Origin of the sequence: Bradyrhizobium sp. DOA9 (genome assembly GCF_000617845.2) — a bacterium.
Taxonomy (GTDB): Bacteria; Pseudomonadota; Alphaproteobacteria; order Rhizobiales; family Xanthobacteraceae; genus Bradyrhizobium.
The window spans coordinates 2,271,335-2,295,359 of sequence record NZ_DF820425.1; the positions used below are offsets into that span (position 1 = coordinate 2,271,335).

20 protein-coding genes are annotated in these 24,025 nt (G+C 64.1%); 10 read left to right on the forward strand and 10 right to left on the reverse strand.

Going from position 1 to position 24,025, the window contains the following annotated elements; genetic code table 11:
* The first annotated feature begins 2 nt into the window (after window positions 1-2).
* From BDOA9_RS10570 to BDOA9_RS10585, 4 genes are read left to right on the forward strand one after another with little or no spacing between them, the layout of a single operon-like run.
* Window positions 3-665 (forward strand): hydrogenase-4 component E, encoded by a 663-nt coding sequence (locus BDOA9_RS10570; protein WP_025033908.1) that lies wholly within the window; start codon window positions 3-5, stop codon window positions 663-665.
* Window positions 662-2,101, forward strand: a complete 1,440-nt coding sequence (locus BDOA9_RS10575; RefSeq protein WP_025033909.1) for a hydrogenase 4 subunit F — start codon at window positions 662-664, stop codon at window positions 2,099-2,101. The genes BDOA9_RS10570 and BDOA9_RS10575 overlap by 4 nt, the downstream gene beginning before the upstream one ends.
* 3 nt (window positions 2,102-2,104) lie before the next feature.
* The gene (locus BDOA9_RS10580) at window positions 2,105-3,628 is read left to right on the forward strand and encodes a hydrogenase large subunit (protein ID WP_025033910.1); all 1,524 of its coding nucleotides are present in this window, start codon (window positions 2,105-2,107) and stop codon (window positions 3,626-3,628) included.
* Between the two features lie 3 nt (window positions 3,629-3,631).
* Window positions 3,632-4,156 (forward strand): NADH-quinone oxidoreductase subunit B family protein, encoded by a 525-nt coding sequence (locus BDOA9_RS10585; protein WP_025033911.1) that lies wholly within the window; start codon window positions 3,632-3,634, stop codon window positions 4,154-4,156.
* Between the two features lie 73 nt (window positions 4,157-4,229).
* On the opposite strand, the gene BDOA9_RS10590 is transcribed toward BDOA9_RS10585, so the two are convergent.
* From BDOA9_RS10590 to BDOA9_RS10635, 10 genes are all read right to left on the reverse strand, one after another.
* Window positions 4,230-5,513 carry a glycerate kinase type-2 family protein gene (locus tag BDOA9_RS10590; protein WP_025033912.1) on the reverse strand — a complete coding sequence of 428 codons (1,284 nt, stop codon included), beginning with the start codon at window positions 5,511-5,513 and terminating at the stop codon, window positions 4,230-4,232.
* A gap of 191 nt (window positions 5,514-5,704) precedes the next feature.
* Window positions 5,705-6,934, reverse strand: coding sequence for an ABC transporter substrate-binding protein (locus tag BDOA9_RS10595; RefSeq protein ID WP_025033913.1), 1,230 nt, complete (start codon window positions 6,932-6,934; stop codon window positions 5,705-5,707).
* A 178-nt stretch (window positions 6,935-7,112) separates the two neighbouring features.
* The gene (locus BDOA9_RS10600) at window positions 7,113-8,342 is read right to left on the reverse strand and encodes an ABC transporter substrate-binding protein (RefSeq protein ID WP_025033914.1); all 1,230 of its coding nucleotides are present in this window, start codon (window positions 8,340-8,342) and stop codon (window positions 7,113-7,115) included.
* A gap of 262 nt (window positions 8,343-8,604) precedes the next feature.
* Window positions 8,605-9,831 carry an ABC transporter substrate-binding protein gene (locus tag BDOA9_RS10605; protein ID WP_025033915.1) on the reverse strand — a complete coding sequence of 409 codons (1,227 nt, stop codon included), beginning with the start codon at window positions 9,829-9,831 and terminating at the stop codon, window positions 8,605-8,607.
* A gap of 115 nt (window positions 9,832-9,946) precedes the next feature.
* On the reverse strand, window positions 9,947-11,182 hold the full coding sequence (locus BDOA9_RS10610; RefSeq protein ID WP_025033916.1) for an ABC transporter substrate-binding protein: 1,236 nt from the start codon (window positions 11,180-11,182) through the stop codon (window positions 9,947-9,949).
* A gap of 30 nt (window positions 11,183-11,212) precedes the next feature.
* A complete protein-coding gene (locus tag BDOA9_RS10615; protein ID WP_025033917.1) occupies window positions 11,213-12,232 on the reverse strand; it encodes a branched-chain amino acid ABC transporter permease in 1,020 nt (339 codons plus the stop codon).
* A 2-nt stretch (window positions 12,233-12,234) separates the two neighbouring features.
* The gene (locus BDOA9_RS10620) at window positions 12,235-13,113 is read right to left on the reverse strand and encodes a branched-chain amino acid ABC transporter permease (RefSeq protein WP_025033918.1); all 879 of its coding nucleotides are present in this window, start codon (window positions 13,111-13,113) and stop codon (window positions 12,235-12,237) included.
* A 220-nt stretch (window positions 13,114-13,333) separates the two neighbouring features.
* Window positions 13,334-14,047, reverse strand: a complete 714-nt coding sequence (locus BDOA9_RS10625; RefSeq protein WP_025033919.1) for an ABC transporter ATP-binding protein — start codon at window positions 14,045-14,047, stop codon at window positions 13,334-13,336.
* Window positions 14,044-14,841: an ABC transporter ATP-binding protein gene (locus tag BDOA9_RS10630; protein ID WP_025033920.1), complete on the reverse strand. Its 798-nt coding sequence runs from the start codon at window positions 14,839-14,841 to the stop codon at window positions 14,044-14,046. The genes BDOA9_RS10625 and BDOA9_RS10630 overlap by 4 nt, the downstream gene beginning before the upstream one ends.
* Before the next feature lie 66 nt (window positions 14,842-14,907).
* Window positions 14,908-15,774 carry an IclR family transcriptional regulator gene (locus tag BDOA9_RS10635; protein ID WP_025033921.1) on the reverse strand — a complete coding sequence of 289 codons (867 nt, stop codon included), beginning with the start codon at window positions 15,772-15,774 and terminating at the stop codon, window positions 14,908-14,910.
* A gap of 130 nt (window positions 15,775-15,904) precedes the next feature.
* Between BDOA9_RS10635 and BDOA9_RS10640 the strand changes: the two genes are divergently transcribed.
* From BDOA9_RS10640 to BDOA9_RS39395, 6 genes are all read left to right on the forward strand, one after another.
* Window positions 15,905-18,001: a 3-hydroxyacyl-CoA dehydrogenase NAD-binding domain-containing protein gene (locus BDOA9_RS10640; protein ID WP_025033922.1), complete on the forward strand. Its 2,097-nt coding sequence runs from the start codon at window positions 15,905-15,907 to the stop codon at window positions 17,999-18,001.
* A gap of 146 nt (window positions 18,002-18,147) precedes the next feature.
* The gene (pimA, locus tag BDOA9_RS10645) at window positions 18,148-19,836 is read left to right on the forward strand and encodes a dicarboxylate--CoA ligase PimA (protein ID WP_025033923.1); all 1,689 of its coding nucleotides are present in this window, start codon (window positions 18,148-18,150) and stop codon (window positions 19,834-19,836) included.
* A gap of 24 nt (window positions 19,837-19,860) precedes the next feature.
* Window positions 19,861-21,051, forward strand: a complete 1,191-nt coding sequence (pimC, locus tag BDOA9_RS10650) for a pimeloyl-CoA dehydrogenase large subunit (protein WP_025033924.1) — start codon at window positions 19,861-19,863, stop codon at window positions 21,049-21,051.
* A 133-nt stretch (window positions 21,052-21,184) separates the two neighbouring features.
* Entirely contained in the window at window positions 21,185-22,327 is a 1,143-nt protein-coding gene (gene pimD, locus BDOA9_RS10655) for a pimeloyl-CoA dehydrogenase small subunit (protein WP_025033925.1), read from the forward strand.
* Window positions 22,328-22,497: 170 nt separating this feature from the next.
* The gene (locus BDOA9_RS10660; protein ID WP_025033926.1) at window positions 22,498-23,271 is read left to right on the forward strand and encodes an SDR family NAD(P)-dependent oxidoreductase; all 774 of its coding nucleotides are present in this window, start codon (window positions 22,498-22,500) and stop codon (window positions 23,269-23,271) included.
* A gap of 178 nt (window positions 23,272-23,449) precedes the next feature.
* A complete protein-coding gene (locus BDOA9_RS39395) occupies window positions 23,450-24,016 on the forward strand; it encodes an endonuclease domain-containing protein (RefSeq protein ID WP_244521578.1) in 567 nt (188 codons plus the stop codon).
* Window positions 24,017-24,025 lie beyond the last annotated feature (9 nt).

Genomic DNA, 24,025 nt, shown 5'->3' on the forward strand with positions numbered 1-24,025 from the left:
GGATGAGCAGCCTGCAATTCGACATTGCCCACCTGCTCGCCGGCTCCCTCGTGCTGGCGAGCTTCATGATGCTCTATCAGGACCGGCTCTACGCGCTGCTCAACGTCTATGCGCTGCATGCCGGCGTGCTCGCGCTGTCGGTGGCCTGGCAGGCATATGTGCAGCAGGCGCCGCATCTCTATGTCACGGCGCTGATCGCGCTGCTGTTCAAGGCCGTCGTCATCCCGGTGGCGCTGCACCGGATCATCAAGCGGCTCGGTATCCACCGCGAGATCGAGAACGTGATCGGGATCGGGCTGACCATGATGGCCGGCATCGGCCTCGTCGCACTGTCGATGGTGGTGATGCTGCGGGTGACGCCGGGCGCGGACGCGCTCGCGCGCGAGGATCTCGCCTTCGCGCTGTCGGTGGTGCTGCTGGGGCTGCTGATCATGGTGACGCGGCGCAACGCGGTGAGCCAGGTGGTCGGCTTCATGTCGCTGGAGAACGGGCTGGTGCTGGCGGCAACCGGCGCCAAGGGCATGCCGCTGGTGGTCGAAATCAGCGTCGCCTTCTCGGTGCTGATCGCCTTCATCGTGATCGGCATCTTCCTGTTCCGCATCCGCGAGCGCTTTGACAGCGTAGACATGCAGGCGCTCGATCGTTTCCGCGGAGAGCGGCGATGAGCATCGACGTCCTCAGCGCCATTCTCGTGATCCCGGCCGTCTCGGCGGCGCTGCTGGCGATTTTGCCGGGCTATGGACAGACGGCGAAGCTCAACGTCGTGGCGGCACTCGCCACCTTCCTGACCTCGCTGTCGCTGTTCGTGGTCGAGCCGGTGTCGGGGCAGTATCTGCTGGTGGACGACCTCAACAAGGTCTTCATCGTATTGACCACCTTCGTCAGCTTCACCACGTCGGTGTTCAGCGCGAGCTACATCCAGCACGAGATCGAGATTGGACGCCTGACGCCGACGTTCCTGCGCTTCTATCACGCGATGTATCAGACGCTGATGTTCGCGATGAACCTCGCGCTCCTCGCCAACAATATCGGGCTGATGTGGGTCGCGGTCGAGGTGGCGACGCTGACGACCGTGCTGATGGTCGGCATCTACCGCACCCATGAGGCGCTGGAGGCGGCCTGGAAATATTTCATCCTCGGTAGCGTCGGCATTGCGCTCGCGCTGTTCGGCACCATCCTGGTCTATATGGCGGCGCGCCCCGTGGTCGGCGAAGGGCTCGACGGCATGGTGTGGACGGTGCTGGTGAAGCACGCGGCAGAGTTCGACCCGGCGCTGCTCAACGTCGCCTTCGTCTTCCTGCTGCTCGGCTACGGCACCAAGGTCGGGCTGGCGCCGCTGCACGCCTGGCTGCCGGATGCGCATGCCGAGGGCCCGACGCCGATCTCGGCGGTGCTGTCCGGTCTGTTGCTCAATGTCGCGCTCTATGCGCTGCTGCGCTTCAAGATGATGCTGGCGGTCAACACCGCGGCGATCGCGCCGGGGCCGTTGATGGTGACGATGGGCCTGATCTCGGTGATCTTCGCTTCGCTGATGCTCTACCGCCGCCGCGACATCAAGCGGATGTTCGCCTACTCCTCGATCGAGCATATGGGCATCATCGTCTTCGCCTTCGGCATGGGCGGGCCGCTCGCGAATTTTGCCGGCCTCCTCCACATGACCATGCATTCCCTGACCAAGTCGGCGATCTTCTTCGCGGTCGGCCATATCGCGCAGGTCAAGGGCACACAGAAGATCGCCGACATCGGCGGACTTACGGTGACCAATCCGGTGCTCGGCTGGGGATTGATGCTCGGCGTCATCGCCATCGTCGGGCTGCCGCCGCTCGGCATCTTCATGAGCGAGTTTCTCGTGGTGAGCTCGACTTTCGCCCGTGCGCCCTGGCTGACGGTGATCCTGGTGCTCGGCATCATCATCGCGCTCGGCGGGCTTTTCTTGCGGATCGGCCCGGTGATGTTCGGCGAGCCGAAAGGCAAGACCGCGCCCGCGGAAGCCTCCTACGTGCCGATGTTCACGCATCTCGGATTGGTTCTGATGGCCGGCATCTATCTGCCGCCGGGGCTGGTCACCGGCTTCCAGAACGTCGCGAAGCTGCTGGGGTAGGCGATGGGCATCCTCGACGGCATCCCCCATGTCCATGCGGTGTCCTCGCACCGACCCTGGCCGCGCGCACTCGTGACGGAGGCGGGTTGGCAGGTCGCGATCGATCGGCTGGTCGAAGGCAGCCTCACGTTGCTCGGCTTCTGGGGCGAGCCGACCGCGGTGCACATGGCGATGCTGGAGGCAGGCTCGGCCGAGATTGCGGTCGTCACCTACGCGTGTGCCGCCGGCACGTTTCCAGGTGTCGCCGGCCGTCATCCGCCGGCGCTTCGGCTCGAGCGGACCATTCACGATCTGTTTGGGCTTGTTCCGACCGCCGCGGCCGACGATCTGCGGCCAGATCTGCGGCCATGGCTCGATCATGGCGCTTGGGGCAAATCCTATCCGCTCTCGGGCAGCAACGCAGCGCGCCACGTGCAGCCGTACCAGTTCCTTCCGGCCGAGGGCGAGGCATTGCATCAGGTGGCGGTCGGCCCCGTCCATGCCGGGATCATCGAGCCCGGCCATTTCCGCTTCACCGCCAATGGCGAGCATGTGGTTCGGCTGGAGCAGTGGCTCGGCTACACCCACAAGGGTATCGAACAGCTGATGCAGGGCGCTGACCTGGAGGCCGCGGCAAGGCTCGCCAACCGCACCTCCGGTGACAGCGCGGTGGCCTACGCTTTCGCCTTTGCCCGCGCGGCGGAAGTCGCGCTCGACATCGAGGTGCCGCGGCGCGCGAATTATTTGCGGGCGCTGATGGCGGAATTGGAGCGGCTCGCCAATCATTTCGGCGACATCGGCGCGATCTGCAACGATGCGTCCTTCGCGCTGATGCACGCCCAGACCGGCATTTTGCGCGAGCGGACCCTGCGCGCTGCGGATGCCGCGTTCGGCCATCGCCTGATGATGGACGCCGTCGTGCCCGGTGGCGTGGCGCGCGACATCGCGCCGGACGGTATCCCGGCGTTGCGAACGCTGCTGGCTGAAATCGAGAAGGTGTTCCCGCGCCTGATCGAGCTTTACGACAACACCGCATCCCTGCAGGACCGTACCGTCACCACGGGGATCGTGAAGGCGGAATATGCGCGGCAGTTCGGCGCCGGCGGCTATGTCGGCCGCGCCTCCGGCCGCAATTTCGATGCACGACGTAACCTGGCTTACGCGCCCTACGATCACTTGTCGTTCGAGGTGCCGGTGCTGGAAGCCGGCGATGTCAACGCACGGATCTGGATTCGCATCCGCGAGGTCGAGCAGAGCGTCGGGCTGATCGCGCAGATCCTCGACCTGATGGTGCCGGGCGAGATCAGGAGCACGCTGCCGGCGGGGCGCGGCGCATGTGAAGGCCTGGCGTTGACGGAAGCTTTCCGTGGCGACGTTCTGGTGTGGCTGCGGCTCGATGGTGAGTTGCGCGTCGAACGCTGCCACCTGCGCGACGCCTCCTGGTTCCAGTGGCCGCTGCTGGAAACTGCGATCGAGGGCAACATCATCGCCGACTTTCCGCTCTGCAATAAGTCGTTCAATTGCTCCTATTCGGGCGCGGACCTCTGAGCCATGCGCAGGATCCTGATCGAAAGCCTCACCCACGGCTCGCTGACGGAGCCCGCGCCGGCGCCGGACGAGGCGGCGCTGGCGGAGCTTGCAACGAAGGTCGACCGCGCGGCCAAGGCCCGGCTTGGGCGCTCTCTTGCGATACGTGAGGTCGATGCCGGGTCCTGCAACGGCTGCGAGCTGGAGATCCACGCGCTGTCCAACGCCTTCTACGACATCGAACGTTTCGGCCTGCGCTTCGTCGCCTCGCCGCGGCATGCCGATGTGCTGCTGGTCACGGGCCCGGTGACGAAGAACATGCGACAGGCGCTGGAGCGAACCTACAACGCGACGCCCGATCCGAAATGGGTCGTCGCCGCCGGCAATTGCGCGATCGATGGCGGTATCTTCCGCGGCAGCTACGCCTGCGCCGGCGCCGTGTCCGAGACCATTCCCGTGGACCTGCACATCAAGGGCTGCCCGCCGTCGCCGACGGACCTGCTGAGGGGCCTGCTCGCGCTGCTGGAGCACGTCGGCGGCAAGCGGTAAGCCGCGCTCATACGTTCCGTCATTGCCAGCGTGCTGCAATCCGCGCCCGCGATGGCATCGGACAAGGCTAGCCTCAATCCACCAAGATCACCCGGATGTCGTTCACGTTGGTCAGCGTCGGGCCCGGTTGCAGCAGGTCGCCGGTCGCCTCGAAGAACGCGGTCGCGTCGTTATTGTCGAGATAGGCCTGCGGCTCGAGCCCAAGCGCCTTCATCTTCGCGAAGGTCGCAGCATCGATCATCGCGCCGGCGGGATCGGTCGGGTGGCCGGCGCCGCCGTCGGCGCCGTCGGTGTCGCCGGCCAGCGCCGCGATGCCGGACGTGTCCTTCAAGAGCGAGGCCAGCGCCAGCGCGTATTCCTGGTTCGGTCCGCCGCGGCCATTGCCGCGCACGGTGACCGTGAGCTCGCCGCCGGACAGGATCGCGACGCGCTTGCCCTGCGTGCGGGCGGCAAGCGCCAGCTTGGCGTGATCGGCGGCGACCTCGCGCGCCTCGCCTTCGAGATCGGCGCCGAGATCGATGGTCTCGTAACCGGCCTCGCGTGCGAGCTTCACCGCGGCGTCCAGCGATTGCCTGGGCCGCGCGATCAGCTCGAACGAGGCGCGCGCAAAGGCGGCGTCATCGGGCTTGGCACTTTCATTGGCGGGATCGTCGAGCGCGCGGCGCACCGCATCGTCGATGTCGAGCCTGTATTTCGCCACGATCGCGCGTGCGTCGGCCAGCGTGGTCGGATCGGGCACGGTGGGGCCGGAGGCGATCGCGGACGGGTCGTCATGCGGCACGTCGGAGATCGCAAGCGTCACGATCTCCGCGGCGTTGCTGCCGGCGCGGGCGAGACGACCGCCCTTGATCCGCGACAGGTGCTTGCGCACGACGTTCATCTCGCCGATCGGCGCGCCCGAGCGCAGCAGCGCCTTGTTGACGGCCTGCTTCTGCGCGAAGCTGATACCGTCCACCGGCGCGATCCAGTTGGCCGAGCCGCCCCCGGTCAGCAGCACCAGCAAGAGATCGTCCGGCCCAGCCTCGGCCGCGAGGGCGAGCGTGTCGGCCGCGCCCTTCAAGCCAGCCTCATCCGGCACGGGATGACCGGCCTCGACCACGCGAATGCGGCGCGTCGGCACGCCGTAGCCGTGGCGCGTGGTGGCGATGCCGACGAGCCGCTCCGGCGCCAATCCCAGCGCGTCGAGATAATGCCGCTCCGCGGCCGCCGCCATCGCGCCGGCGCCCTTGCCCGCGGCGAGGCAGATCACGCGCCCCGTGGGCGCAGGCCGCAAACGGGGGGCCAGCACCACGCCCGGATGGGCGGCAGCAACGGCGGCCTCGTAGAGCGCGCGGAGCAGGGGACGACGGTCGGTCATGGACAATGGCCTTGCGCAGACTGGAGTGACGGCGAGGAGGTCGCCGCCATCTGCCTACCGCATCGTGCGCCAAAGCGTAAGCGGCCTTCGCCGTCATTCGATTGTGCAATCGCGTGATCGTAATTGCCGCACAAAGCAAAAGCCCCCTGCGCGATCGGCGCAGGGGGCTCGTTGTCCGGATTTTGCGGCCGCTAGCCGCCGGCGTCGGCGCTGATCACCTCGCCGAACAGGTCCCATTTGTCGCCCTTGAACTTCATCAGCTGCAGCGAGCTGATCGGTGCGAAGTCGTTCGGCCCGGTATTGATCTTGATGCCGGGCAGCAGCACCTCGGTGCGGAAGTCCTTCAGGCTCGCCGCCTGCTTCATGACGTTCTCGCGCGTGAGATTGTCGCCGCACTTCTTCAGCACCTCGACCAGCGTCTGCGCGACGCCGTAGCCGACGATGGTGCCGCCGTCGAGCTTGTCGCCCTCGGGGAAGTACTTCGTCATGAAGTCCAGGAACGCCTTCATGCCGGCGTCGTCCTTCCACTGCGGATCGGAGACGTCCTTCAGATAGGCGGCCGAGATGATGTCCTGCGAATTCTCAAAGCCGGCGGGCTTGATCACGCTGCCGACCGAGGCCGAGACGTTGTTGAGGAAGTGGGTCGGCTTCCAGCCGATTTCGGAGATTTTCTTGATCGCCTGCGCCGCGAATTTCGGCGTGGTGATGTTGATGAAGACGTCGGCGCCGGTGGCTTTCAACTTGACGATGTGATTGTCGATGGTCGGCTCCGACGTCTCGTAGCTTTCCTCCAGCACGATCATGCTCGCGGCCTTGGCGCCCAGGCCGTCCTTCAGGCCCTTCAGGTAATCCTTGCCGTAATCGTCGTTCTGGTAGAGGACGCCGATCTTGGCGTTCGGCATGGCCTTGAGGATGTATTTCGCGTAGATCTGCGTCTCGCTCTGGTAGTTGGGCTGCCAGCCCATCGTCCACGGGAAGTTCTGCGGATCGTTCCACTTGGTGGCGCCGGTGGCGACGAACAGCTGCGGCACCTTCTTCGAGTTCATGTATTTCTGAATCGCCGTGTTCGGCGGCGTGCCGAGCGAGTTGAAGACGAGCAGCACCTCGTCGCTCTCGACCAGCTTGCGCGCCTGCTCCACCGTCTTCGGCGGCGAGTAGGCGTCGTCGTAGGAGACGAAATTGATCTTGCGGCCGTTGATGCCGCCCTCGTCGTTGATCTTCTTGAAATAGGCGGCTTCGGTGCGACCGATGATGCCGTAGGCGGAGGCCGGTCCGCTGTAGGGCATGATGTTGCCGATCTTGATCTCGGTGTCGGTCGCACCGGTATCGTACTTCTTCTGGGCCGTTGCGGTTGAGGCCGAGGCCGCGATGAGCGCGAGTGCCAATGATGCGGCCGCAATCTTGCCGGTGACAGCAGGCATTCCAATCTCCCTGTTTTTTCTTTGTGTGTGCGTCCCTTTTCTTGTCTGGTTTTTCTTCGCGACGCGAGCGCAATTCAATACGATTTGCCCGAACGCTTCAAGGAAAAGCCCCTGCGGCATGGCTGCAGGGGCTGCGTCTTTAGTCGATTTGGCTACATCTTGAGCAACTGGTTAATGGTCAGCCGCCGACGTCGCCGCTCAAGACCTCGCCAAACCGCTCCCAATGCTCGCCCTTGAACCGGATCAGTTGCAGCTGCGAGAGCGGCGCGAAATCGGTGGCGGAGGTGTTGACCTTGACGCCCGGCAACAGGCCAGCCGGCTCGAAGTCCTTAATGTTGGCGGCCTGCTTCATGACGTTTTCGCGGGTCAGATTGTCACCGCAGGCCTTGAGCACGTGAACGAGGCCTTGGGCGACGATATAGCCGTACATCACCGAGGCATCGGCGCGGTTCGCTTCCGGATAGTACTTATCCAGGAATTCGTTCCAGGCGAGCATCGCCTTGTCGTCCTTCCACTGGGCGTCGGTCGGATCCTTGAAATATTGCGACGAGATGATGTCCTGCGCGTTCTCGAAGCCGGCCGGCTTGATCACGCTGCCGATCGAGCCCGAGACGTTGTTGAGGAAGTGCAGCGGCTTCCAGCCGATCTCGGCGTTCTTCTTGATCGCCTGTGCCGCGAATTTCGGCGTCGTGATGTTGAAGAACACGTCGGCGCCGGTCGCCTTCATCTTCACGATGTGGGAGTCGATGGTCGGCTCGGAGACTTCGTAGCTGTCCTCGATGACGATCATCGAGGCGGCCTTGGCGCCCAGGCCGTCCTTGAAGCCCTTCAGATAGTCCTTGCCGTAATCGTCGTTCTGGTAGAGCACGGCGATCTTGGCGTTCGGATGGTTCTTCAGGATGTACTTGGCGTAGATGATCGACTCGCTCTGGTAGTTGGGTTGCCAGCCCATCGTCCACGGGAAGTTCTGCGGATCGTTCCACTTCGTGGCGCCGGTGGCCACGAACAGCTGCGGCACCTTCTTCGAATTCATGTATTTCTGAATGGCGGTGTTCGGCGGCGTGCCGAGCGAGTTGAAGACGAGCAGCACCTCGTCGCTCTCGACCAGCTTGCGCGCCTGCTCCACGGTCTTCGGCGGCGAATAGGCGTCGTCATAGGTGACGAAGTTGACCTTGCGGCCGTTGATGCCGCCTTCTGCGTTGATCTTGCGGAAATAGGCCTCTTCGGTCTTGCCGATCACGCCGTAGGCGGATGCGGGACCGCTATAGGGCATGATGTTGCCGATCTTGATTTCGGTGTCGGAAGCGCCGGTGTCATATTTCTTCTGCGCGGACGCTGCCGTGGAAAGGGTGGTAGCCAGCACGAGGGCAGCCGAGAAGGCCCCCAATCGCACATGCATTGCAGGCATTTTGATCTCCCTGGACAGAATTGAATGTGTCGATTGTTCTTGTTGGGAGCGATCGTTGCGCGTCGCTCCGGCACACATTCAATACCCTTCCCGAGCGGCCAGCAAGGAGAACGCCCTGGCGGAGCTGGCACGGCGAGACGCTCTTTTTTAACGAGGCTGCGGAATATTCCGGCGCGCGAGATAGGGCGGTGTCATTGTTTGGCCGCTCTGAAGTTGTTCGGTCGAACAGGAGCTATCTTGAATTGCGTCGCTGCGGCCGCACTCAGTGGCTCATCTCGCTCGAGATGATGTCGCCGAACAGCTCCCATTTCCTGCCCTTGAAACGCATCATCTGGAGCTGCTCGATCGGGGCGAAATCGTCGGGCGCGGTGTTGATCTTGATGCCGGGCAGCAGCGTGTCGGGTGCGAAGTCCTTCAGCCTGGCGGCCTGCTTCATGACGTTCTCGCGGGTGAGATCGTCGCCGCACATCTGCAGCACCTTCACCATGGTCTGTGCGGCGGCATAGCCGTACACGACGCCGGCATCGAGCTTGTTGGCCTTGGGCTCGTATTGCGCGAGGAAATTGTAGAATTTCTTCATGCCGTCATCGGCATTCCACTGCGGATCGGAGCCGTCCTTGGTGTAGCTCGCCGACAGGACGCCTTGCGAGATCTCGAGCCCGGCCGGTTCGAGCACGCCGCCGACCGAAGCCGAGACGTTCGAGATGATGTGGACCGGATGCCAGTTGATCTCCGCCGCCTTCTTGATGCCCTGCGCCGTGAATTTCGGTGTGGTGATGCTGATGAAGACGTCAGCGCCGGAGGCTTTCAGTTTGACCACGTGCTCGTCGATCGCCGGCTCCGAGGTGCTGTAGGGCTCTTCCAGCACGATCATCGAGGCCTTGGCGCCGAGGCCCTCTTTCAGCCCGTTCAGATAGTCTTTGCCGAAATCGTCGTTCTGGTAGAGCACACCGATCTTTCCGTCCGGCTTCTCCTTCATAAGGTATTTGGCGTAGATGCGCGCCTCGCTCGCGTAGTTCGGCTGCCAGCCCATGGTCCAGGGATATTGCCTGGGATCGTTCCATTTCGATGCGCCGCTCGCCACGAACAATTGCGGCACCTTCTTCTCGTTCATGTATTTGCGGATGGCGCTGTTGGTGGAGGTGCCGAGCGAGCCGAAAATCAGCAGCACCCCGTCGCTCTCGACCAGCTTGCGCGCCTGCTCGACCGTCTTCGGCGGCGAATAGGCGTCGTCATAGGAGATGAATTTGATCTTGCGGCCATTGATGCCGCCCTCGGCGTTGATCTTGTTGAAGTAGGCTTCCTCGGTCTTGCCGATCGCGCCATAGGCGGAGGCCGGCCCGCTATAGGGCATGATGTTACCGATCTTGATCTCGGCATCGGACGCGCCGCTGTCGTATTTCTTCTGCGCCAGTGCTCCGCTGCTCGTTGCAGTGCACAAGGCGAGCGCGGCCCAGAGGAGCGCAACCTGGGAACGAACGACGGCCATTGTTCTCCTGCCCCGGGATGGATCGACCGCATTGAACAAGATTGGCTCCCGTCGTCAACAAAAAGCCCCCGCGGCTGTCCGCGGGGGCTCATCGTCCTCGATTATCGCGTCACCGTCACTCGGAGGCGACGTCGCCGCTGATGATCTCGCCGAACAGTTCCCACTTCTCGCCCTTGAAGCGCATCATCTGCAGCTGCGCGATCGGAGCGAAGTCGGTGGCGCTGGTGTTGATCTTGACGCCGGGCAGCAGCGTATCCGGCGCAAAGTCCTTCAATGAGGCGGCCTGCTTCATGATATTGGCGCGGGTGAGATCGTCACCGCACATCTCCAGCACTTTGGCCAGCGTCGACGCCGCGCCATAGCCATAGACCATGCTGGTGTCCGACTTGTCGGCGCCCGGCATGTACTTGTCGACGAACTCGTTCCACTTCTTCATGCCGGGGTCGTTGGCCCATTGCGGATCCGTGGAGTCCTTGGCATAGGCGGCCGAGAGCACGCCCTGTGCATTCTCGAAGCCGGCCGGCTTCATCACGCTGCCGACCGAGATCGACACGTTGGTCAGGATCTGGAGCGGCTTCCAGCTGAGCTCGGCGGTCTTCTTGATGGTCTGGGCCGCGAACTTCGGCGTGGTGTAGATCAGCAGCACGTCGGGATTGGCGGCCTTGATCTTGACGATGTGGCCGTCGATCGAGGGCTCGGAGACCTCGTAGCTCTCTTCCATGACGATCATGGACGAGGCCTTGGCGCCGAGGCCGTCCTTGGTGCCCTTGAGGTAATCTTTGCCGAAATCGTCGTTCTGGTAGAGGATCGCGATCTTGGCGTCCGGCTTCTCCTTCATCAGCCATTTCGCGTAGATCTGCGCTTCGCTCTGGTAGGAGGGCTGCCAGCCCATGGTCCAGGGGAAGTTCTTGGGGTCGTTCCACTTGGTGGCGCCGGTCGCGACGAAGAGCTGCGGAATCTTCTTGGCGTTGAGATATTTCTGGATCGCACTGTTCGAGGGCGTGCCGAGCGGGTTGAAAACGACCAGCACCTCGTCGCTTTCGACCAGCTTGCGGACCTGCTCGACGGCCTTCGGCGGCGAATAGCCGTCGTCATAGGTGACGAAGTTGATCTTGCGGCCGTTGATGCCGCCCTTGTCGTTGATCATCTTGAAATAGGCTTCCTCGGTCTTGCCGATGATGCCATAGGCCGACGCCGGACCGCTGTACGGCATGATGTTGCCGATCTTGATCTCGGTATCGGACGCGCCGGTGTCGTATTTCTTTTGGGCGAGTGCAGCGCCGGAGGTGAGAGTGATGGCCGCCGTTGCCGTGACCAGCGCGGCGGCTCGCAGTGTTCTTCCAGAATACAATTCGGTCTCCTTGGTTAATTCAACGGGTCTTCAGTTCTTCCTGAGCTTGCCGACGAGTTGCTGGCCCAGGATCGCGACCTGCCTTGCGCCATGCGGCACGAGGTAGATGACGAGGAACAGCAGCACGCCGAACACCGCGCCGGAGAGGCCCTTGGAGATGCTCTCCGCCATGTTCGGCACGAAGATGATGAAGGCCGCGCCGACGAACGAGCCGGGCAGCCAGCCGACGCCGCCGACGACCATGCCGAGGAACAGCGAGATTGCGAGGTTGATCGTGAAGCTGTCCGGCGCCACGAATTGCACGGCGATGGCGCCGAGCGAGCCGGCAACGCCGGTGATGGCGGCGGACACGCCGAAGGCCAGCGTCTTGTAGAGCGCGACGTCGACGCCCATGGCCGAAGCCGCGATCTCGTTGTCGCGGATCGCCATGAAGGCGCGCCCCGAGCGGGAGCGCAGCAGGTTCACCGAGAAGATGTAGATCGCGAGCACAACGGCGAGTGAGAAGTAGTAGAGCCACATGTCCTGCGACATCGGCAGGCCAAACGGCGCGTCCGGCTTGGTCACGACGAGGCCCTGCACGCCGCCGGTCCAGTGCTCGAGGAAGTTCAGCTTGAGCAGCTGCGGCATCGCGGTCGCGAGCGCAAAGGTCGCGAGTGCGAGATAGACCCCCGACAGCCGCAGCGCCGGCTTGCCGAACAGGTAGCCGAATCCGAAGCAGACCGCGGCGGAAATCGGAATGGTCAGCGCGTAATTGACGTTGGCATGCTCCATCAGCACCGCCGACACATAGGCCCCGACGGCGTAGAACGCGCTCTGGCCGAGCGAAAACTGGCCGCTTCCGCCGGTCAGGATGTTCAGCGCCAGCACCGCGAGTCCGTAGATCAGGAGCATCGTCATCTGGAAGATGATGAAGTTCTTGACGAACACCGGAACGATCAAGAGCGCCGCCAGCACAACCAGCGAGGTGCCGGTGCCCAGCGTCATGGCCCGCTTCGGAACCGCCTCGACCGCCTCGTGGCCTTCGGCGACGACTTCTTCTGCTGCGCTCATGATCAAACTCGCTTGACGATGTGCCGGCCGAACAGGCCGGCGGGTTTGACGACCAGGACGGAGATGATCAGCGCGAGCGCGATCGGGAGCTTCAGCTCGTTGCCGACGCCGGGAATGTAGGTGCCGACGAGGTTTTCGAAGATGCCCATCAGGAAGCCGCCGACCACAGCGCCGAGCGGCGAAGTGAGGCCACCCAGCACCGCCGCGGCAAAGCCATAGAGCAGGACGCCGACCATCATGTTGGGCTCCAGGAATACGACCGGCGCGATCAGCATGCCGGCAATCGCGCCGATGGCAGACGCCATGCCCCAGCCGAGCGCAATCATCCAGGATGTGTTGATACCGACGAGCCGGGCCGATTCAGGCAACGAGGCAGCAGCCCGCATCGCGAGCCCGATCCGCGTGTACTGAAAGAAGAAGTAGAGCGCGAGCAGAAGCACCAGGGTGACACCAATCATGCCGGCCTGGTGGGTCGAGATCAACTGACTGCCGAGGAACGGCGCGGAGCCGAACGGGGTCGGATACTGCTTGATCGTAAAGTCCCAGATCAGGCCGGCCGAGGAGTTGATGATGGCGAACAGCGCGATGAAACCGGCGACATTGGTGAGGATCGGTGCCTTGGCGAGCGGCTTGAACAGGACGCGCTCGATGACGATGCCGCCTGCGAACGCGAAAGCCAACGTAAGGACGAAAGCGCCCCAATAGGGCACGCCCCACTGCATCAACTGCCAGGAGATGAAGGTCGAGAACATCGCCATCTCGCCTTGTGCGAAATTGAGATGGTCGATGGCCTGGTAGATCATGACCACGGCGAGCGCCATGCAGGCATAGATCGCGCCCGTGGCGATGCCGGCCAGGACCTGGTTGGTGAACAGCTCCATTGTCCCGGCTCCTAGAGTCTGACGGCTTTGGGTTGAAATGCGGCGAGGTCGAGGATCCACCTCTCCCCGGAGGGGAGAGGTCGGATTGCGAAGCAATCCGGGTGAGGGGCCGCAGCTCCGAGTTGAGACCGTAACCCCTCACCCGGCGCTGCGCGCCGACCTCTCCCAAAGGGAGAGGTGGACTGAGCGCGACGATACATTGTTGCCATCATCCGCTCCCTCAGTAGCCCAGATAGGATTTGCGGATTTCTTCGTTGTTCGCGATGTCCTTGGCCTTGCCCGACATCACGATGCGCCCGGTCTCGATCACATAGGCCTGGTCGGCCAGCTCGAGTGCGAGCTGGGCGTTCTGCTCGACCACCAGGATCGACACCTTGTCCTCGCGGTTGATCTTGCCGAGGATGCCGAACAGGTCGCGCACCACCAGCGGCGCGAGCCCGAAAGACGGCTCGTCCAGCAGCATCAGCCGTGGCCGCAGCATCAGGGCGCGGGCGACCGCGAGCATCTGCTGCTCGCCGCCGGAGAGTGTGCCGGCCACCTGGGTGTGCCGCTGCTTCAGCACCGGGAAGTGCGCGTACATGCGCTCGATGTCGGAGACGATGCCGGCGCTGTCCTTGCGGGTGATGGCGCCGAGTTGCAGGTTCTCCTCCACCGTCATGGTGGTGAAGGTGCCGCGGCCCTGCGGCACGTGGGCAATGCCGAACCGCACGATGCTTTCGGTCGAACGGTTGTTCAGAGGCTTGCCTTCGAATTCGATCGCTCCGGTCGATCGAACCATGTTGCAGATCGCGCGCAGTGTCGTGGTCTTGCCGGCGCCGTTGGCACCGAGCAGCGTCACCAGCGAGCCCTCGTTGAGTGAGAACGACAGGCCATGGAGTGCCTGGACCTGGCCGTAATAGGCGCGCAGGTCCTTGACGTTGAGCAGCGTCGTCATTGGTCCTTGCTCCCGAGATACGCCTTGATGACGTCGGGGTCGGCCTGCACCTGGGCGGGCGTCCCCTCCGCGAGCTTCTTGCCGAAATTCAGCGCCACGACGTGGTCGGCGATCGACATCACGAGGCCCATATGGTGCTCGACCAGCAGCACGGTCATGTGGCGCTCGTCGCGAATGCGACGGATGAGAGCTCCGAGCACGTAGACTTCCTCGTGGTTGAGGCCGCCGGCGGGCTCGTCGAGCAGCAGGATCTTCGGGTCTGCCGCGAGCGCGCGCGCCAGCTCGACCCGCTTCTGCGTGCCGAACGGCAGGCCGGACACGACGGTGTGGGCGACGTCCTCGAGGCCGAGATAGGCGAGAATCTCGTGCACCTTCTTGTTGATGCCGGTCTCGCTGCGCCGGACCCAGGCAAGCCGCAAGGAATCGCTGATGATGTCGCTGGAGGTCTTCGAATGTGCGCCGACGCGGACGTTGTCCATCACCGACAGGTTCGGGAACAGCGCCACGTTCTGGAAGGTGCGGCCGATGCCGATCTCGGCGATGCGGTGCGGCGGCCGCGACAGGATGCTCACGCCGTCCATCAGGATATCGCCGGACGACGGCTGATACAGCCGCGACAGGCAGTTGAACAGCGTGGTCTTGCCGGCGCCGTTGGGGCCGATCAAGCCGAGGATCTGGCCCTTGTGCATGTCGAAAGACACGCCGTTGAGCGCGACGATGCCGCCGAACACGACGCTGACGTCGCGAACCGCGAGCAGGGGCGATGTACCCTGCGCGAGCTGTGCCTGCGTCATCTCGTCTCGCTCACGTCGTTCGGTGAGCGATGGGGCGATGCGAGCCGCTCCCGACGATGACAAAGGCTATCTGAATCCCTCGGCCACACGCGCAACTTTTCCTCCTGATTTCAGCTTTTTGCTGATGTCTTTTTTTGAATGCGGCATCAGACCCCCGAGCGCCGCTTCGATGTTCCTTACCATCGCCAAGAGACGCGGTCCAATGTCGTTGATCAAGCGCTCTTCCGTGAAGCGGAATGCGGGCGCGCCGCAATTGAATGCGTAAGGTCCGGTTCCGTCGTTGAGCCTGAGCGCGACGCCGGCCGCGCCGATGTCGTCGTGCCAGTCGCCGACCGAAATCGCAAAACCGTATTTCGCGACCATCTCGCCGGAGCGCTCCAATCCCTCGCGCATCTTCGGCCAGCGGCTGCCGTAATGTTCGCGCAGAATGCGCGACACTTCGGCGCGACCTTCGTCGTCGAGCGCCCAGAAATAGGCGCGGCCCATCGCGCTGGTTGCAATCGGCACGCGCGAGCCGACGTCAAGTTGAACGCCGACGGTCTCGCTTCCGCGGCTCTGCCCGAAATAGATCATGCTGTGACGGTCACGGCCGCCGACGGCGACGGCGCCGCCGGTCGCGCGCATCACTTCCTCGCGAAACGGCTCGGACAAATGCCGGACGCCCAGATTGGCCAGCGCCGCGTAGCCGAGCGACATCGCTGCAGGTGCGAGCTGGTACTTCTCGAAGCGGGGAACCGGCGTCAGATAGCCCAGCTTGGTCAGCGTGTAGGTCAGCCGCGACACGGTGGGCTTGGGGAGATTGGTGCGCGAGGCAATCTCCTGATTGCCGAGCAGGCCGTCATTGGGTTGGAACGCGCGCAATACTTCGAGTCCGCGGGAAAGCGCGACGACGAAATTCCGATCGGTCGCGGTCTTCTTTCCTGTACGCTTCATCCCTGATCTGCTTCTTGCGCGGAGTCGTTGACAACGTCCGTGCTTCAAAATAACCCTGCCGTCAAGATGCGGAATTAAATTCCGCACCGCGAAATCGAACAAAAGCAAATCCCCACCAAGGAGGGACACCGTGAGCGAAGTGGTCAAGCTTGAGCGTCATGACGAAATCGGGATCGTCACGGTGAACAGCCCGCCGGTCAATGCGCTGAGTGCCGCAGTCCGCGGTGGGATCCTCGAGTGCGTCAAGGCCGCGATCGCCGATCCCGCCATCAAGGGCATCGTGCTGACCTGCGCCGGCCGCACCTTCATCGCCGGGGCCGACATCACCGAGTTCGGCAAGCCGCCGAAGCCGCCCGCCCTCAACGACGTGCTGTCCGAGATCGAGAATTCGCCGAAGCCGGTCGTTGCCGCCATCCACGGCACCGCGCTCGGCGGCGGCCTCGAGGTCGCGCTGGCCTGCCATTTCCGCGTCGCGGTGAAAGAGGCCAAGCTCGGCCTGCCCGAGGTCAAGCTCGGCCTGCTGCCCGGCGCCGGCGGCACCCAGCGCCTGCCCCGCGCGGTCGGGCCCGAGCTCGCCGTCAAGATGATCGTCGGCGGCGACCCGATCGGGGCCGCGGAAGCGCTGAAGAACGGCCTGATCGAGGAGATCATCGAAGGGCCGGCCTCCGGCGGCGAGGCTTTCGTGCGCAAGCTGCTGGCGGAAAAGCGTCCGCTGCGCCGCCTGCGCGACGACGATTCCAAGCTCGCGGCGGCCAAGGCCGACCGTTCGATCTTCACCAATGCGGTCGCTGCCATGACCAAGAAGTCGCGCGGCCTGGAGGCGCCGTTCGCGGCCGCAGACGCCGTCGGCTACGCCATTGACCTACCCTTCGACGAAGGCTTGAAGAAGGAGCGCGAGGGCTTCCTCAAGCTCGTCGCCAGCGACCAGTCCAAGGCGCAGCGCTACGCTTTCTTCGCCGAGCGCGAGGCCAACAAGATCGCGGGCGTGCCCGAAGGCACCAAGCCGCGACAGGTCAACCGTGTTGCCATTCTCGGCGCCGGCACCATGGGCGGCGGCATCGCGATGTCCTTTGCCAATGCCGGCGTGCCCGTCACCCTGATCGAGACCGGCGAAGAGCAGCTCAAGCGCGGCCTGGGCATCATGCAGAAGAACTGGGAGGCGACCGCCGCGCGCGGCGGCATCCCGGCCGATGCGCCCGCCAAGCGCATGGCGCTGATCAACGGCGTGGTCGGCATCGAAAATGTCGGCGATGCCGACCTCGTCATCGAGGCCGTGTTCGAGACCATGGCGGTGAAGAAGGAGGTGTTCGGCAAGCTCGACCAGTACGCCAAGCCCGGCGCCGTGCTCGCCTCCAACACCTCCTATCTCAACATCGACGAGATCGCGAAGTCGACCAAGCGTCCGCAGGACGTGCTCGGCATGCACTTCTTCTCGCCGGCCAACGTCATGAAGCTGTGCGAGATCGTGCGCGCCGACAAGACCGCGCCGGATGCGCTGGTGACTGCGGTGACCATCGCGCGAAAAATCGCGAAGGTGCCGGCCGTGGTCGGCGTCTGCGACGGCTTCGTCGGCAACCGCATGCTGGCGCAGCGCGGCAAGCAGTCCGAGAAGCTGCTGTTCGAGGGCGCGCTGCCGCAGCAGGTCGATGCCGTGGTGACGAAATTCGGCATGCCGATGGGCCCGTTCGCGATGAGCGATCTCGCCGGCCTCGACATCGGCTGGCGCTCGCGCAAGGACCGCGGCATCAAGTCGGAGATCGCGGACGCGCTCTGCGAAGCCGGCCGCTTCGGCCAGAAGACCGGCAAGGGTTACTACAAGTACGAGCAGGGTTCTCGCGCGCCGCTGCCTGACCCCGACGTCGAGAAGCTGATCGACGAGACCTTGCTGCGTCTCGGCCGCAAGAAGCGAATCGTCAGCGACGAGGAGATCCTCGAGCGCATGATGTATCCGATGATCAACGAGGGCGCGAAGATCCTGGAGGAGGGCATCGCGGCGCGTCCCTCCGACATCGACGTGGTCTGGCTCTACGGCTATGGCTGGCCGATCTACCGCGGCGGCCCGATGTTCTGGGCCGACAGCGTCGGCCTCAAGCACATCGCCGATCGCCTGGCCTTCTACGCCAGGGAGACCAACGACCCCAGCCTCGAGCCGGCACCGCTGCTGAAGAAGCTGGCGGCGGAAGGCAAGACGTTTGCCTCGCTCGCGGCGGAGTCGAAGGCGGCGTGATGGGGGCTTGCACTCTCGGTGTCATTCCGGGATGGCCCGCAGGGCCAGGCCCGGAATCCATTTCGCCTCTGAGTGCGCTGCCCGATGGCTTCCGGGTTCGCCCTTCGGGCGCCCCGGAATGACGGCTTGTGCGGTTTAAGGATTCCATGACTCATCCCGGCGAACAGTTTTACCCCGAGGGCGTGCGTTGGGACGAGACCATCGTCCAGGGCACGCTGCCGGACCTTCTCGCGAAGGCCGCCGCCGATTACGGCGCGCGCACCGCGCTGGAATTCCGGGACCGGCCCATCACCTATACCGAACTCGCGAGCTTGGCCGATCGCGCCGCCGCGGCGTTCCTGCGCGCCGGGATCGGCAAAGGCGCGTCGGTCGCGCTGTTCCTCGGCAACACGCCCGATCACCCCGTCAACTTCTTCGGCGCATTGAAGGCCGGCAGCCGCGTCGCGCATCTGTCGCCGCTCGACGGCGAGATCGCGCTGACGCACAAGATCGCCGATTCCGGCTCGCGCCTGCTCGTCACCTCCAACCTCCAGGCCCTGCTGCCGACCGCGTTGAAATTCCTGGAGAAGGGCCTGATCGACAAGCTCGTCGTCTGCGAGGACGATCATTGGGGCAAGGTCGGCACGCCGCAGGCGGCGATCCCCGACGATCCCCGCATCGTCACCTTCGCGGCTTTCGTCGAGGGCGCCACCGCGCCTGCGCAATGGCCACTCGTTACGGCCGATGACGTCGCGCTGCTGCAATATACCGGCGGCACCACCGGCCTGCCCAAGGGCGCAATGCTCACCCACGGCAATCTCACCTCGGCGGTGTCGATCTACGACGTCTGGGGCAGGCCGGCCCGTGCCGCCCGCGGCGAGACAATCGAGCGCGTGATCTGCGTGCTGCCGCTGTTCCACATCTACGCGCTCACCGTGGTGCTGCTGTCCTCACTCCGCCGCGGCAATCTGATCTCGCTGCATCAGCGCTTCGACGTCGAAGCCGTGATGCGCGACATCGAGGTCAAGCGCGCGACCTACTTTCCCGGCGTGCCGACGATGTGGATCGCGATCGCCGCGCTGCCCGATCTCGACAAGCGCGACTTCTCCTCGCTCGTCACCATCGGCTCCGGCGGCGCGCCGCTGCCGGTTGAGATCGCGAGCTTCTTCGAGCGCAAGGTCGGCAAGAAGCTGAAGAGCGGCTGGGGCATGACCGAGACCTGTTCGCCCGGCACCGGCCATCCGCCCACGGGACCCGAGAAGCCCGGCTCGATCGGCCTGATGCTGCCCGGCATCGAGCTCGACGTCGTCGCGCTCGACGATCCCAAGCGCGTGCTGCCGCCGGGCGAAGTCGGCGAGATCCGCATCAAGGGCCCGAACGTCACCAAGGGTTACTGGAACAAGCCGGAGGGATCCGCGGAGGCCTTCGTCGACGGCCGCTTCCTCACCGGCGACATCGGCTACGTCGACAACGACGGCTATTTCTTCCTGGTCGACCGCAAGAAGGACATGATCATCTCCGGCGGCTTCAACGTCTATCCGCAGATGATCGAGCAGGCGATCTACACCATCCCGGGCGTGCACGAGGTGATCGTGCTCGGCATTCCCGATCCCTATCGCGGCGAAGCCGCAAAGGCCTTCATCAAGCTGAGGCCCGAGGCGAAGCCGTTCACGCTCGACGAATTGCGCGCGGAGCTTGCCGGCAAGCTCGGCAAGCACGAATTGCCGGCCGCGGTCGAATTCGTCGACGACCTGCCGCGCACGCCGGTCGGGAAATTGTCGCGCCACGAATTGCGCCAGCAGCAGAAACCGTCGTCCGGGATTCGGGCTGCTGATGCCCCCGCAATGACGAAATGAAGTAACGTTTCACAGGAGGATCCAATGGATCTCGCATTCACGAAAGAAGAGCAGGCGTTTCGCGACGAAGTGCGGCAGTTCTTCCGCGACAACGTGCCGCCGGATACGCGGCGCAAGCTGGTCGAGGGCCGCCACCTCTCCAAGGACGAAATGGTCACGTGGTGGCGCATCCTCAACAAGAAGGGCTGGGGCGTCAGCCATTGGCCGAAGGAATATGGCGGCACCGGCTGGACCAGCGTGCAGCACTACATCTTCAACGAGGAGCTGCAGTCCTATCCGGCGCCGCAGCCGCTCGCCTTCGGCGTCAGCATGGTGGGCCCTGTCATCTACACCTTCGGCAACGAGGAGCAGAAGAAGAAGTACCTGCCGCGCATCGCCAATGTCGACGATTGGTGGTGCCAGGGCTTTTCGGAGCCCGGCTCCGGCTCCGACCTCGCCTCGCTGAAGACAAAAGCCGAGCGCAAAGGCGACAAGTGGATCATCAACGGCCAGAAGACCTGGACCACGCTCGCCCAGCACGCCGACATGATCTTCTGCCTCTGCCGCACCGACAACAACGCCAAGAAGCAGATGGGCATCTCCTTCATCGTGTTCTCGATGAAGTCGAAAGGCGTCACCGTGCGCCCGATCCAGACCATCGACGGCGGCCGTGAGGTCAACGAGGTCTTCTTCGACGACGTCGAGGTCCCGATCGAGAACCTGATCGGCGAGGAGAACAAGGGCTGGGACTACGCAAAGTTCCTGCTCGGCAACGAGCGCACCGGCATCGCCCGCGTCGGCGTCTCCAAGGAGCGCATCCGCCGCATCAAGGATCTGGCGTCGAAGGTCGAATCCGCCGGCAAGCCGATCATCCAGGATCCCGCCTTCCGCGAGAAGCTGGCGGCCTGCGAGATCGAGCTGAAGGCGCTCGAGCTGACGCAGCTGCGCGTCGTCGCCGACGAAGGCAAGCACGGCAAGGGCAAGCCCAATCCGGCCTCCTCGGTGCTGAAGATCAAGGGCTCCGAGATCCAGCAGACCACCACCGAGCTTCTCATGGAAGTGATCGGCCCGTTCGCCGCGCCCTACGACGTGCACGGCGACGACGGCTCGAACGAAGCCATGGACTGGACCGCCCAGATCGCGCCGAGCTACTTCAACAACCGCAAGGTCTCGATCTACGGCGGCTCCAACGAGATCCAGCGCAATATCATCGCCAAGGCGGTGCTGGGGCTGTGATCGTAGCCAGTCACCACACACTCGCCGTCATGGCCGGGCTTGACCCGGCCATCCACGCCTAGCGGCACGAAGAACGTGGATGCCCGGCACAAGGACGGGCATGACGACCTCAATACCGGGAGAATAGGGAAACATGGATTTTGATCTGAACGAGGAGCAGCGGCTTCTCAAGGAAAGCATCGACGGCCTCTTGACCGATTCCTACGATTTCGAGCAGCGCAAGAAGTACATGGCGGAGAAGGGCGGCTGGAGCAAAACGGTCTGGCTCAAGCTCGCCGAGCAGGGCCTGCTCGGCCTTCCCTTCAGCGAAGCCGATGGCGGCTTCGGCGGCGGCGGCGTCGAGACCATGATCGTGATGGAGGCGCTCGGCAAGGCGCTGGTGCTGGAGCCGTATCTCGCCACGGTCGTGATCGGCGGCGGCTTCCTGCGCCATGCCGGCACCGAGGCGCAGAAGGCCGCGCACGTGCCCGGCATCATCGACGGCAGCAAGACGCTGGCCTTCGCCCAGCTCGAGAAGAACTCGCGCTACGATCTGTTCGACGTCACCACGACCGCGAAGAAGAAGGGCGACGCCTACGTGATCGACGGCGAGAAGTTCGTCGTGCTCAACGGCGAGAATGCGGACACGCTGATCGTCACCGCGCGCACCAAGGGCGACCGCCGCGACAAGTCAGGCATCGGCGTGTTCCTGGTCCCGGCCAATGCCAAGGGCGTCGCCAGGAAGTCCTATCCCACGCAAGACGGGCAGCACGCCGCCGACATCACCTTCACCGGCGTCGAGGTCGGCCCGGACGCCGTGCTCGGCAACCCCGAGGATTCGCTGGCGCTGATCGAGCGCGTGGTTGATGAGGCCCGAATCGCGCTCTGCGCCGAGGCGGTCGGCCTGATGGACGAATCGCTCAAGACCACGGTCGAGTACATCAAGACGCGCAAGCAGTTCGGCGTCGCGATCGGCTCGTTCCAGTCGCTGCAGCACCGCGCCTCCGACATGTTCGTCGCCACCGAGCAGGCGCGCTCGATGTCGATGTTCGCGACCATGGCTGGCGATTTCGAGGACGCCAGGGAGCGCTCGAGCGCGATCGCCGCGGCCAAGGTGCAGATCGGCAAGTCGCTGAAGTTCGTCGGCCAGCAATCGATCCAGCTCCACGGCGGCATCGGCATGACCATGGAGGCCAAGATCGGCCACTACTTCAAGCGCCTTACCATGATCGAGAATACGTTTGGCGACACCGACTACCACCAGCGCCGTGTTGCCGACGCGGGCGGGTTGATCTGACGCCTTGGCGTCACCCATGGGCGCGCGTAGTGTGAACCCGGGAACCCTCCACATCGTCATTGCGAGCGAAGCGAAGCAATCCAGGATCTTTCCGTTGAGGCAGTCTGGATTGCTTCGTCGCTTCGCTCCTCGCAATGACGGACCCCGTTGAAGCAGCGGAGCAACACCAAATGCAAAACACCCCGTTCGATCTCACCGGCAGGGTCGCCGTGGTCACCGGCTCCAGCCGCGGCATCGGCCGCTCCTCGGCCGAGCTGCTCGCCAGGCTCGGGGCCAAGGTCGTGGTCTCCTCGCGCAAGGCGGAGGCCTGCAAGGAGGTCGCCGACGGCATCAATGCGTCCGGCGGCGATGCGATCGTCATCCCCTGCAACATCGCGCGCAAGCCGGAGGTCGAGGCGCTGATCGCGGGTGCCACGAAGCATTATGGCAAGATCGACATCCTGGTCTGCAACGCCGCGGTCAATCCTTATTACGGCCCGCTGCTCGACATATCAGACGAAGCCTTCGACAAGATCATGGGAAGCAACGTCAAGAGCAACATCTGGCTCTCCGCGCTCGCGATCCCTGAGATGGCCGAGCGCGGCAAGGGCTCTGTGATCATCATCTCCTCGATCGGGGGCCTGCGCGGCTCCACCGTGATCGGCGCCTACGGCATCTCCAAGGCCGCCGACTTTGCGCTGTGCCGCTCGCTCGCCGGCGAATGGGGCCCGAAAGGCGTCCGCGTCAACTGCATCGCGCCCGGCCTCGTCAAGACCGACTTCGCGCGCGCGCTCTGGGAAGACGAAGCCAATCTGAAGCGCCGCACCGCCACCACGCCGCTGCGCCGCATCGGCGAGCCCGAAGAGATCGCCGGCGCGGTGGCCTATCTCGCCTCCGACGCCTCGAGCTTCATGACCGGACAGACCATCGTCATCGACGGCGGCGTCACGACTGCGGCGGTGTAGCTGTCACACCACTTGCAATTGTAACGCGAGCGCGCTTCACTTCACCCTCCCCTGGAGGAGGAGGGTCGCTCGCGCAAAAGCGCGAGCGGGGTGGGGTGAAGCCACAACAATGGTCTCGACATCAATCCGACGCGCCGCCGCAAAGAAGCTGCGAGCCAACACGACGCCGCACGAGCGGATGTTATGGCGTGCCCTCAAAGAACTCCCGATGGACGGCTCGCACTTCCGCCGCCAAGCTCCAATTGGTCCCTACGTTGTCGACTTCTTCTGTCCAGCCAAGCGTCTCATCATCGAGCTCGACGGCGGCCACCACAACGAAGACGATGCGGCCGCACGCGATCTCGAACGCCAACGCTGGCTCGAACACGAAGGCTACCGCCTCATCCGATTCTGGAATTCGGAGATCGCCAGCGACCTGACCGCCGTGCTCGAGCGTATTCTATATCGAGCTGTACGGATCGCGCGAAGCGGAAACGATGCACCTCGCTCACCGGCGCAAGCGAAAAACGCCAACGTAATCGAGAAGCGCCCTTTCTTACCCTCCCCTGGAGGGGCAGGGTCGCTGCGCATGCAATGCGCAGCGGGGTGGGGTAACAGACTATCGGCGAATGCGGTGCTTCGGAATGAACGGAAAAGAATCCAGGGAACAAACGTGAGCCACCTTTGTGGCTTCACCCCACCCCGCTCGCGCTGCGCGCGATCGACCCTCCCCCTCCAGGGGAGGGTAAGAGAAGAGCCGCCTTGACCTCTTGCC